This is a genomic window from Kitasatospora sp. NPDC059160 (assembly GCF_042755465.1).
Taxonomy (GTDB): domain Bacteria; phylum Actinomycetota; class Actinomycetes; order Streptomycetales; family Streptomycetaceae; genus Kitasatospora.
The window spans coordinates 1-11,803 of sequence record NZ_JBHZCN010000045.1 but is presented as its reverse complement, the minus strand read 5'-3'; the positions used below and the strand labels follow the sequence as shown (position 1 = coordinate 11,803).

General features: G+C 72.9%; 4 protein-coding genes and 2 pseudogenes. 2 read left to right on the top strand and 4 right to left on the bottom strand.

Going from position 1 to position 11,803, the window contains the following annotated elements; all coding sequences use genetic code 11:
• Nucleotides 1-33: 33 nt before the first annotated feature.
• The 3 genes and pseudogenes from ACFXOZ_RS20585 to ACFXOZ_RS20575 all read right to left on the bottom strand — a co-directional run.
• Entirely contained in the window at nt 34-7,749 is a 7,716-nt protein-coding gene (locus tag ACFXOZ_RS20585; protein WP_380591855.1) for an SDR family NAD(P)-dependent oxidoreductase, read from the bottom strand.
• A 381-nt stretch (nt 7,750-8,130) separates the two neighbouring features.
• Nucleotides 8,131-8,904 carry a BTAD domain-containing putative transcriptional regulator gene (locus ACFXOZ_RS20580; protein ID WP_380591853.1) on the bottom strand — a complete coding sequence of 258 codons (774 nt, stop codon included), beginning with the start codon at nt 8,902-8,904 and terminating at the stop codon, nt 8,131-8,133.
• A 955-nt stretch (nt 8,905-9,859) separates the two neighbouring features.
• Nucleotides 9,860-9,997 (bottom strand): annotated as a pseudogene (locus ACFXOZ_RS20575) (exodeoxyribonuclease III); the annotation flags it as partial.
• A gap of 56 nt (nt 9,998-10,053) precedes the next feature.
• Here ACFXOZ_RS20575 and ACFXOZ_RS20570 point away from each other — a divergent pair.
• Both ACFXOZ_RS20570 and ACFXOZ_RS20565 read left to right on the top strand, forming a co-directional pair.
• Nucleotides 10,054-10,452: pseudogene (locus tag ACFXOZ_RS20570) on the top strand (recombinase family protein); the annotation flags it as partial.
• Nucleotides 10,453-10,606: 154 nt separating this feature from the next.
• Entirely contained in the window at nt 10,607-11,041 is a 435-nt protein-coding gene (locus ACFXOZ_RS20565) for a hypothetical protein (protein WP_380591881.1), read from the top strand.
• A 583-nt stretch (nt 11,042-11,624) separates the two neighbouring features.
• Here ACFXOZ_RS20565 and ACFXOZ_RS20560 read toward each other — a convergent pair.
• Nucleotides 11,625-11,803, bottom strand: a 179-nt coding sequence (locus tag ACFXOZ_RS20560; protein ID WP_380591877.1) for a DUF6296 family protein, incomplete at its 5' end; no start/stop codon positions are given.

Here is an 11,803-nt window from a genome sequence, read left to right as displayed (position 1 = left end):
AACTCCGTGCCGTAGAGGGGTGGTGCGGCGTGATCAGTTGTCGCCGAGGGCGACCCGGATGAGGCTGTCCAGGTCCATCGTGTCGAGGGCGCTGCCGTGGTCCGGCTCGTCGGCGTCCGCCGGTTCGCCCGCCGGGTCCGCGAGTTGGAGGAGGGTGCGGACCAGCCCGGCCTCCTGGAAGCGGGCCAGCGGGACCGTCGCCAGGGCCCGTCGGAACTCGGCCTCGTCGACTTCATCGGGTGCCGGTTCCTCCGCTTCCTCCGCGGTCCGGTCGGCCGGGAACACCTCGTTCTCCAGGTGGCGGGCGACCGCGGCCGGGGTCGGGTGGTCGAAGATCAGGGTGACGGGCAGCCGGGTGCCGCTCTCCCGGCCGAGCCGGTTGCGCAGTTCGAGCGCGGTGAGGGAGTCGAGGCCGAGGTCGAGGAAGCCGCGATCGGGTTCGACCCGGTCCGGAGAGGCGTAGCCCAGCACGGCCGCCACCTGGGCCCGGACCACGTCGAGCAGGGCGCGGCCGCGCGCGGGCGCCTCCAGAGCGGCGAACCGCTGCCGGAAGGTCCCGGTCTGCGGGGCGGACGTCTCCCGCGTCCTCGGGGCCCGGACCAGGCCGCGGAGCACCGGTGGCACCTCGGGCTGCACCCGCAGGGCCGCGGTGTCCAGCCGGGCCGGCACCAGCGCCGCGCGGTCCGTCCGCAGGGCCGCGTCGAAGAGCGCGAGTCCCTCGTCGGAGGGCATGGGGGCGAGGCCCGTACGGCTCAGGCGGCGGAGGTCGGCCTCGGCCAGGTGGCCGGTCATCCCGCTGGACTCCGCCCACAGTCCCCAGGCCAGGGAGTGCGCGGGCAGGCCCTCCGCGCGGCGCCGCTGCGCCAGGGCGTCGAGGAAGGCGTTGGCCGCCGAGTAGCTCGACTGGCCGGCCTGGCCCAGGACGCCCGCGGCCGAGGAGAAGAGGACGAACGCGCGGAGGTCGCTGCCGCGGGTCAGTTCGTGGAGGTGCCACGCCGCGTCGACCTTGGGCCGCAGGACGGCCGACACCCGGTCGGGGGTCAGGGCCGTCAGCACACCGTCGTCCAGGATGCCCGCCGTGTGGACCACGGCGGCCAGCGGCTGTTCGGCGGGCACCTGGGCCAGGGCCGCGGCGAGTGCCTCCCGGTCGGCCGTGTCGCACGCCGCGACCGTCACCGTGGCGCCCGCCGCCGTGAGTTCGTCCCGCAGCTCGGCCGCACCGTCGGCGTCGGGCCCCCGCCGGCTGAGGAGCAGCAGGTGGCGCACGCCGTACCGGGTCACCAGGTGGCGGGCGAGCAGGCCGCCGAGCAGGCCGGTGCCCCCGGTCACCAGCACGGTGCCGGCGGGGCCGAACGGGGCCGGGGCCTCCGCTGCGCCGGGCGCCGCGACGGCCAGCCGGGCGGCCGAAACGCGGCCTTCGCGTACCGCCAACTGGGGCTCTGCCAGTCGGGGTTCCGCCGAGGAGAGCGCCCGCACCAGGGCCGGGTAGGAGTCGGGGTGGTCGTCGAGGTCGGCCAGCACGAGGCGGCCGGGGTTCTCCGACTGGGCGGAGCGGACCAGGCCCCACAGCGGGGCGTGGACCAGGTCCGTGACGTCGTCGGCCGGATCCACCGCCACGGCGCCACGGGTGAGCAGCACGAGCCGGCCGTCGGCGAAGCGCTCCGAGTCGAGCCAGGCCCGGACGAGGTCCAGGGTGTGCCCGGCCGCCGCGTGGACGTTCTCGACGGACGCTCCGACCCCGGGCCCGAAGGCCGCCACGACCGTGGTCGGCAGCGGGGCCCGGATCGCGAGCAGATCGGCGGGGCCGGCGTAGCCGGAGTCGCGGGTCTCGTCGGTGTCGTCGGTGTGGTCGGCGCCCAGGAGGAACGGCGCCTCGTCGGGTGCGTCGGCACCGGGCGGCAGCGGTACCCAGTCCACCTGGTACAGCGGCTGGTGGCGGCCGTGGGCGGCGGCGCTGAACTGCTCGGGCGTCACCGGCCGCAGCGTCAGCGAGCCGACCGAGACGACCGGGCTTCCGGCCTCGTCGGTGGCGGTGAGGGAGACGGTGTCGGGGCCGGTCGGGGTGAGCCGGACGCGCAGCGAGGTGGCCGCCGTGGGGTGGAGGACGACGTCGGACCAGGCGAACGGCAGGCGGACGCCGTCCGATCCCTCCAGCAGGCAGGCGTGCAGGGCCGCGTCCAGGAGGGCCGGGTGCAGGTCGAAGCGGTCGTCGTGGCGTTCGCGCGGGAGCGCGACCTCGGCCAGGATCTCGTTGCCGTGCCGACCGACGGCCCGGAGGCCCTGGAACGCCGGACCGTAGTCGAAACCGACGTCGGCCAGCCGGTCGTAGAGCGCGTCGGCCGGATCGAGCGTCGCTGTCCAGGGCTGCGACCCGTCTGTGGTCGCTGCGTGGCCCGGGCCCTCCACTGCCAGAATCCCGGTCGCGTGCCTGGTCCAGCCGTCCCCGGTGTGCTGGGCGGAGTGGCGGACGGAGTGGATGGTGACGGGGCGTCGGTCGGCCTCGTCGGGCGCGCCGACGCGGACCTGGAACCGGACGGGCTGCTGTTCGGGGAGGACGAGCGGCGCTTCCAGCGTCAGCTCTTCGAGGTACTCGCAGGCGACCTGACGGCCGGCGTGGAGGGCGAGTTCGACGAGGGCGGTGCCGGGGAGGAGCGCGGTGCCGAAGACGGCGTGGTCGGCGAGCCAGGGGTGGGTGGTGAGGGAGAGCAGGCCGGTGAGGAGCATGCCCTCGTCGTCCGGCAGCGGGACGGCGGCGGCGAGCAGCGGGTGCTCGGCGGTGTCGAGTCCGGCGGTGCGGGGATTGGCCGCCGTGGGTGCGGTCAGCCAGAAGCGTTCGCCCTGGAAGGGGTAGGTGGGCAGGTCGACCTGGTGGGGACCGTCGGTGGGGAGCAGGGTCGTCCAGTCGACGGGGCGGCCGTGGGTGTGGATCGCGGCGGCCGAGGTGAGCAGTCGGCGGAGGCCGCCCTCGTTCCGGCGGAGGGTGCCGGTCACGAGGGTGGGGGCTGCGGTGTCGAGGGTTTCCTCGATGGCGGGGGTGAGGACGGGGTGGGGGCTGATTTCGAGGTAGCTGGTGTGACCGTGGGTGGCGAGGTCGCGGAGGGTCGGTTCGAGGAGGACCGGCTGGCGGAGGTTGGTGTACCAGTAGTCCGCGTCGAGGCGGGTGGTGTCGATCCGTTCGCCGGTGACGGTGGAGTAGAAGGGGATGTCGGCGGGTTTGGGGGTGATGCCGCTGAGCTGTTCGGCGAGCTGGTCGCGGAGTTGTTCGACGTGGTGGGTGTGGGAGGCGTAGTCGACGTCGATGCGGCGGGCGCGGATGTCCGAGTTCTCGCAGTGGGTGAGGAGTTGGTCGAGGGCGTGGTGGTCGCCGGCGATGACGGTGGTGGTGGGGCCGTTGTGGGCGGCGACGCTCAGCCGTCCCTCCCAGGCCTTCAACAGCTCGACGGTGTCCTGGTGGCCGAGGGGAATGGACGCCATGCCGCCCTGTCCGCTGATGGCGAGGATGGCGCGGCTGCGCAGGGCGGCGATCCGTGCGCCGTCTTCGAGGGTGAGGGCGCCGGCGATGGTGGCGGCGGCGATCTCGCCCTGGGAGTGGCCGATCACGGCGGCGGGGTGGATGCCGAGGGACTGCCAGAGTTCGGCGAGGGCGACCATGACGGCGAACAGGGTGGGCTGGACGACGTCGACGCGTGCGAGGTCCAGGGTGCCGCGCAGGGCGTCCGTCAACGACCAGTCGATGTGCGGGGCCAGGGCGTCCTGGCAGCGGGCGATGGAGGCGGCGAACACGGGTGAGGTGTCCAGGAGTTCGGCGCCCATGCCGATCCACTGCGAGCCCTGTCCGGGGAACACGAACACCGGACGCTCGAAGCTGCCGCTGCCGATGGGAGCGGTCCCCTCGGCGACGGCTATGAGTCCGCTCAACAACTCCGCGCGGTCCTGCCCGATCACCACCGCCCGCTGCTCGAACACGGTCCGGCCCGACACCAGCGCTGCGGCCACCGCGGCCGGTTCCCACTCCGGGTGAGCCTCGACCGCCGCCCGCAGCCGCTCGGCCTGGGCACGCAGGGCCCGCTCGTCCCGGGCGGACAGCACCCACGGCACGACCGCCGGGGCGGGTGTCGTGGGCGTCGGCTCCTCGGCGGCGGGCGCCTCTTCCAGGATGACGTGCGCGTTCGTCCCGCTGATCCCGAACGAGGACACGGCGGCTCGTCGGGTCCGCTCCCCGGCCGGCCATTCCCGTGCCTCGGTGAGCAGTTCGACGGCACCGGAGGACCAGTCCACGTGCGGGGAGGGCTCGTCGACGTGCAGCGTGCGCGGCAGCACGCCGTGCCGCATCGCCAGCACCATCTTGATCACGCCGCCGACCCCGGCGGCCGCCTGGGTGTGCCCGATGTTGGACTTCAACGAGCCCAGCAGCAGCGGCCGTTCGGCCGGCCGCTGCTGTCCGTAGGTGGCGAGCAGGGCCTGCGCCTCGATCGGGTCGCCCAGTCGGGTGCCGGTGCCGTGCGCCTCGACCGCGTCCACGTCGGCCGCGGCCAGCCGGGCGTCCGCGAGGGCGGCCCGGATCACCCGCTGCTGCGACGGCCCGTTGGGCGCGGAGAGCCCGTTGGAGGCGCCGTCCTGGTTGACGGCGGAGCCGCGGATGACGGCGAGGACCGGGTGCCCGTTGCGCTGGGCGTCGGAGAGCCGTTCCAGTAGGAGGACGCCGACGCCCTCGCCCCAGCCGGTGCCGTCGGCGGCGGCTGCGAAGGCCTTGCAGCGTCCGTCGGGGGCGAGGCCGCGTTGGCGGCTGAACTCGACGAACATGCCGGGGGCGGCCATGACCGCCGCGCCGCCGGCGAGGGCGGTCGAGCACTCGCCCCTGCGCAGTGACTGGCAGGCCAGGTGGAGCGCGACCAGCGAGGAGGAGCACGCGGTGTCCACCGTGATCGCCGGGCCCTCCAGGCCGAATACGTACGACAGCCGGCCGGACAGGACGCTCACGGTGGTGCCGGTCAGGACGTGCCCTTCGACGAGGTCGCTCGCCTCGTGCATGCGGGCCCCGTAGTCCTGGGTCATCGCGCCGACGTACACGCCGGTCCGGCTGCCGCGCAGGGACTCCGGCGCGATGCCGGCCCGCTCGAACGCCTCCCAGGAGCTCTCCAGCAGCAGCCGCTGCTGCGGGTCCATCGCCAGCGCCTCGCGCGGGCTGATCCCGAAGAAGGCGGCGTCGAACCGGTCGGCGTCGTGCAGGAAGCCGCCCTGACGGGTGTACGTGTGGCCGCTGCGGGACGGGTCGGGGTCGTACAGCGAGTCCAGCTCCCAGCCCCGGTTGTCGGGGAACGAGGAGACGGCGTCGCGGCCGTCCGCCACGAGCCGCCAGAGCTGTTCGGGGCTGCGGACCTCGCCGGGGAACCGGCAGGCCATCGCGACGATCGCGATCGGCTCCTGCTCGCCGGCCGCGTCGTGGCCGACGGCCGGCGGCTGTCCGTCGGCGGTCGCCTCCGCCTCCGGGGCGTCGTCCTCTCCGGTGAGCCGGGCGAGCAGGTGGCGGTTCAGGGCCTTCGGCGTCGGGTGGTCGAAGAGCAGGGTGAGGGGCAGGGCCAGACCGGTCGCCGCCATGAGCCGGTTGCGCAGCTCGACGGCCATGGCGGAGTCGAACCCGAGGTCCCGGAGCGGCCGGTCCTCGGGGGTGGCGGCCGCCGCGTGGCCGCACAGCGCGGTGATCTCGGCGCGGACGAGGTCACGGACCCAGTCCTGTGGTGCGGTGCGGGCCCGGTCGGCGGTCGCGTCGACGGCGCCCGCGCGGGCGGTGTCCGGTCGTGCGGTGTCCGGGCGGGCGGCGCGGAACGGGTACGTCGGCAGCGGGACCCGCTGTGCGCCGGATCCGCCGAGGGCGGCCGCCCAGTCCGGTGCGGCCCCTCGGACGTGCAGTTCGGCCATCGAGCTGAGGAACCGGTCCGCCCCGCCCTGGTCGCGGCGCAGGGTGCCGACGACGACGGCGCCGCCCGTCAGACCCTCGTCGTCCAGGGTCTCCTGGAGGCCGCCGAGGAGGCCGGGGTGCGGGCTCACCTCCAGGAAGAGCCGGTGCCCGTGGGCCAGCAGCGCGCGGGTGGCGTCCTCGAAGCGGATCTCGCTGGTGATGTTCCGCAGCCAGTACGCGGCGTCCAGGGCCGCGGTGTCCAGGAGCCCGCCGGTCGAGGAGGAGTAGAACGGTACGGCGGAGCTGCGCGGGCGGATCGCGGCGAGGCCGTCGAGGATGCCGTCGCGGTCGAGGCCGAGTGCGGGGGAGTGTGCGGCGAGTCCGTTGCTCAGACGTCGTGCCCGCACCCCCTCGGCTGCCAGTTCGGCCAGCAGCTCGTCCACGGCCCCCCGGTCACCGGAGAACAGGGTGGATCGCGGGCCGTTGGTCCCGGCGACGACGAGTCGGCCCTGCCACCGGGCGAGCCGTGGCGCCAGCTGTTCGCGGGGCAGCAGGACGGAGGCCAGATCGCCCTGTCCGGCTGCGGCGGCCTGCGACCGGCTCCACAGCGCCACGACCTGGGCGGCCTCCTCCAGGGTGAGCGCACCGGCGACGTGGGCGGCCGCGATCTCGCCCAGGCTGGCGCCCACCACGGCGGCCGGTGCCACGCCGGCGGCGCGCCACAGCGCCGCGAGCGAGACCATCACGGCGAACAGGACGGGTTGGACGACGTCCACCGCCACCGGGGCGGGGGCGCCGGGGGCCTCGCGCAGCACGTCGGCCAGTGACCACGGGACGTACGGTGCGAGGGCGTCCTCACAGGCCTTCATGTGGTCCCGGAAGAGCTCCGAGGACTCCAGCAGGTCGAGGGCCATGCCCCGCCACTGCGTGCCCTGGCCCGGGAAGACGAAGACGACTCCGCGCCCGGTGTCCGCCGTCCCGCGGACGAGTGACGGCGCGAACCCGCCCTCGGCGACGGCCCGCAGTCCGTGCAGGGCGTCCACGCGGTTCTCGGCGACCAGGACGGCGCGCTGCTCGAACGCCGTCCTGGTGGTGGACAGCGAGTGGCCGACGTCGGCGAGCCGGAGGCCCGGGTCGGCCGCCAGCCGCTCGCGGAGCGCCTGCGCCTGGGCCCGCAGGGCGGCGTCGCTGCGGGCGGAGAGGACCAGGGGTGTGCGCTCCGTGACGAGGAGCGGCCGGGCGGCGGGCCGTGCCCCGGGGGCTGCCGGGGGATCGGCCGGTACGGCGCCGAGCAGTTCGAGGACACCCGGGCCGGACGCGGGTCGGCCGCAGGAGACCACACCCAGGACCCGGGCGCCGTCGCGTCGCGCGTCGGGCAGCCGCCGGAGCACGGCGAGGACCGTGCCGCCGTCGCCGGCGAGGGCGAGGTCGCACTCCCCGCGGCGCAGCGCCTCCGCGGCGAGCGCGACGGCGGCCTGCACCGGTGCTTCCGACGGTCCGGGAGCGGCCTGCGGGCCGTGGAGGCCCAGTATGGCGGCAAGGCGCTCCGGCGAGTGCTGCGGTGACTGCTGCGCCGATCGGTCCGGCGACGACGGTGCGAGGAAGACACCGGTTCGGCTTCCGCGCAGCGAGGCGGGGAGGATCCCGGCGTCCTCCAGCGCGCTCCAGGCGAGCTCCGACAACCTCCAGTCCGCGGGGCCGAGTTCGGCGGCCAGGGCGGCCGGAAGCCCGAAGAACGCGGGGCCGCCGTCAGGGCCGTCGTAGCCCTGCTGGTCGCTGTCGGCTCCGGGCGTCGGGCCGGACAGCCCGACGACGGCGACCGGGTCGTGCTCACAACTCGTCTGCGGCACTGGCTACTCGGCTTTCCTCGTGGTCCTGATGTGCTCGCCGGTCCGGCGGAGCGGACGGCTACTGCGCGTGCCGCATGCGTGCGGTCGCTGTCCACCCAGCGGCTCGGGCGAGAGGGCTGCCGACGCCTCATCTCGATCCAGCGGCTCGGTTGACCGAGAGCCTGCCAGGATGATCTTGGCAGTGACTTGGAGTCGACTTGGAGTCCACTTGGAGGAGTCTTGGAGTGCGGGCGGAACCCGGGTCGCGAGCGTGAGTTGCCTGCAAGGCAAGCGAAATTGCATGAGCATGTCATCGAGGTGGCGAAAAAGCGGACCCGGTGGCGACGGCTGTGTCAGCCGTCGCCACCGGGCCGTCGTCGGGGGCCTATCGTCGCGGCGTGCTCATGCGCAGCCCGCGACGGGGTCGCCGCGCAGGATCGAGCCGAACAGCTCCTGCAACTCGGCGCCCGGGTCCACGCCGTACTCGTCCGCCAGGGTCCGTCGGGTCCGGTGGTACGCGTCGATCGCGTCGGCCCGCCGACCGGACCGGTACAGGGCCTTCATCAGCAGCCAGCTGAACCGCTCCCGGGTCGGGAATCGCGAGGTGAGCGCCGGTAGTTCGGCGGCGACCACCGAGTAGTCCCGCGCTTCGGACAGCCTCGCCTCCCACAGGCTCTCCAGTGCCAGCAGCCGCAACTCCTCGAAGCGTGCGGCCGCTTGGGCCCCGAGCGCGTAGTCGCTCACCTCGGGGTAGGCCGTTCCCCGGCACAGCGCCAATGCGCTCCCCAGCGTCCGCCCGGCCTTCTGGTGCAGTCCCGCCTGGAGCAGCCGCCGGCCGTCGTGCAGAAGGCGTTCGAAGAGCGTCGCGTCGATGCAGTCGGTGTCCACCGCCAGTACGTAGCCGTTCGGCTCGCGCCTCAGAACGGTGTCGCGGCAGCGGGGTGGCCGGTTCGGCTCCAGGATCCGCCGGAGATTCGACACGTAGCTGTGCAGGTTCGTCATGACGTCGTTCGGAGGATTCCTCGGCCAGACGGCTTCGGCGAGTTGCTCCGCCGTCACGGGCTGACCCGGAGTGAGGAGGAGGGCGGACAATACCGCCCGCTGGCGCGCCGAGCCCGGATTCACCGATATTCCGTCAGCCTGTACTGCTAACGGGCCGAGGACACTGAAATCCATTGTGTGACCATCCGCCATAAGTCACTCCCAGTAACGAAAAACGCTTCGACCGCCCGGCGGAAACCCCTTGATCCCAGGACCGGTCCCGGAGAGTTTCCGCACGGTTGGAGACAGAATACTTGTAAATCGTCGGGATAGAAGGTCTGGATCGACGGCGCACCTCTTGGTATGGCGCGCTGACATGCGATCGCATCGGCCGAGGGGATGCCCGGCTGCCGAGGATCCCCAGTATCCCCAGGGCGCAGGCCAATCGGCTCGGCGACGCCCCGCTCGGCGGTCGGGGGCTCCGCGTGATCCGGCTCACGTGAGCACGCGCTCATTGAATGCTGCACGTTCTTGATCGTCCCGAGCCCGGCCTCCGCGCCCCGACGGGCCGGCGGTGCGACGGCCGTGATCAAATGCGCTGTGCCACAGCCGGATTGAGTGGCGGGCGGGTTTCGCCCGAGGGGGTTTGCGTGAGTCGCCGCCGGTCGATCCCCGTCGATATGAGAGTACTGTGAACGATAATCAAGTACTGCCTCGAATGGGCAATTTGGCGAGACAATCGGGTGTGCTCACGTCAACAAGCTGATTCGGGAGGATAGTTGACGAGGGCCGATCTGCCACGCCGGGGGCGGTAGGTCGGACTCCTGGGGCGTGGAGGCCGGGGACGGCTCGCTCCAGCGGTACGGGACGGCGTGCACGCTGACGCGCAAGGGCTCGGTGTGCCGACGGACTTGGCGGCGGGCTCGGCGGCGGGCTTGGCGCCGACGGTCGCCGATGCGACGTCCGACCTGGACGTCGTCGGGCTCGTCCCCAAGGGCTCCCGGGCCCACGACGGCACGACCACCCGACACTGCGGCAGCGAGGCGGCCCCGTACGCCCGGAAGGCCGGCGGCCCGCTGTCCGAGTCGGTGCGGTCGAGATGTCCGGGCAGGGCTCCCGGTCTCCTGGGAGCCCTGCCCGTGGAGAGCTGTCAGAACTGGTGGTCGAACACCACGGTCACCGGCGCGTGGTCGCTCCAGCGCTCGGCGTGGGAAGCGGCGCGTTCGACGTAGGCCTCGACGGTCCTGTCGGCGAGGCCCGGGGTGGCGACCTGGAGGTCGATGCGCCAGCGGAACGACACCTTTTCGAAAAAGGTCCACCCGTTCGAGCGCAGCCTGTTCGAGGGTGCCTGCTGGCCTGGGCGGTAGGGGACCTCCTGTGAGCATCATCACGGCTTCGGCGCCGGTTCGGGCGGTGGTGGGTTCGCGTGTCTCGGACACGCACGGTAACGAGGGCAAGGTGTCGCACCTGATCCAGGCGGAGACGGCGACCCGGCACGCGCTGGCGAAGGAGTGGGAGATCGTCGGGTCCTTCGAGGATCTGGACGTCTCCGCGGAGGTCACGCCGTGGAAGCGTCCGGACCTGGGTCCGTGGCTGACCGAGCGGCAGGGTGAGTGGGACGCGTTGGTGTGGGCGAAGGTGGACCGGGCGTTCCGGTCCGCGAAGGACTGTGCGGACGTGGCGCATTGGGCGGAGGAGAACCACAAGGTCCTGGTCTTCACCGACGACGGGATCACCCTGGACTACCGCAAGGGCCGCGAGTCGTCGTTCGGGAACGAGCTGGCGAAGGAACGGTCGGATCTACGAGTACTACCGATGCGCGCGAAAGACCGGGAAACCGGCGTGCAAGGGGCAGTCCGTCAAGGGAGAGCGGGTCACCGCCGCGGTCGCGGCACTGGTGGTGCGCCTCGGCGGCCTGGCCATGACGGTGCGCAGGTTCGTCCCTGGAGAGGACCACACCGAGCAGCTGAACCACGTCGCCCAGGCCATGAAGGACCTTCGGGAGGAGAAGCGTCGCGGCCTATTCGACTACCCAGGTGGCGACGACGAGTACGCCGAAGCCCTCGAGGTATTCGTCGACGAACGCCGACGCCTCGCCGCCCTTCCGCAACGCCCCGCCGCGTGGATCGACGTCGAAACCGGCCAGACCTTCGCCGACGCCTGGACCCAGGCCGACCAGGAACACCGCCGCCAGTTGCTGATCGGCCTCAAAGCCAGGCTCTACATGGCGCCGACCGTCGAAGGCTGGCATCTACCCGCAGAACTTGAGGTACGAGTGCAGGCCACAGGGCTCACGCCGCGAGAGGGCGTACGACTCCGATACAGCGGTTAACGCTAAGGCGGTGATCACGGGTTCGGGGCAGGTCGTGGGCACGACTACCGCAGCTCGGCGTTCGGGTGGGGCTGGTCCTGGAGCCGTTCGCGGAGGTCGATCTCCTCGGGGGTGAGCGAGCCATCGGGCCGCCGGATGCGTACGGGCCCGGGTCGCAGTGGCAGACCGTCGTCGGCCGCGGTGGTCTCGGCTTCCGCGAGTGCCCGGTACAGGGAGGCGACCGACGTCGACCTGCCTGCGTTCGTCCCGGTCTTGATGGTCAGTTTCTTCGCGATCTCAGGGACAGGGACTCCCTTGGACCCTCAGCTGCCGCCTCCAGCGCGCAGTCGTACGAGAGAGCCGTCCAGCAACGGCTGTGGGCCGTCTCCGAAGACCTCACCGGCGTGACGTTCCCCGTCGCCCAATCCCAGCAGAATGAGATCCAGCCCGGACCGGCCATCACCAGTTAGCTTGCGCGCCCTACATCTGGTCGTCTTCATCCAGGCCGAGCCCGGCCACGTCCGGGTCACGCAGCGGGCGCAGGGCGCCAGCGGCCGGGGTGGAGGCGGTGACGCTGTAGCGGCCGAGGGCCGCGAGCATCCGGTCAGGGCAGTGGCACGGCGTGTAGGCAGGTATGGCGGCCGGGCCCCGGCAGCGCGGTGAGCGGCCGGGCCACCTCTCCTTCGATCGCCACCCGGAATGCGCCCGCCTCATCTGTGTACACCGGTTCCCCGGTAGCGGTGTACGCGCCGGTGAGGTGGACGACGACGACCTCGGGCGGCC

Coding starts and splice junctions, on each gene's coding strand:
- ACFXOZ_RS20580 (WP_380591853.1), bottom strand. CDS start 8,904: ATGGATTTCAGTGTCCTCGGCCCGTTAGCAGTACAGGCTGACGGAATA.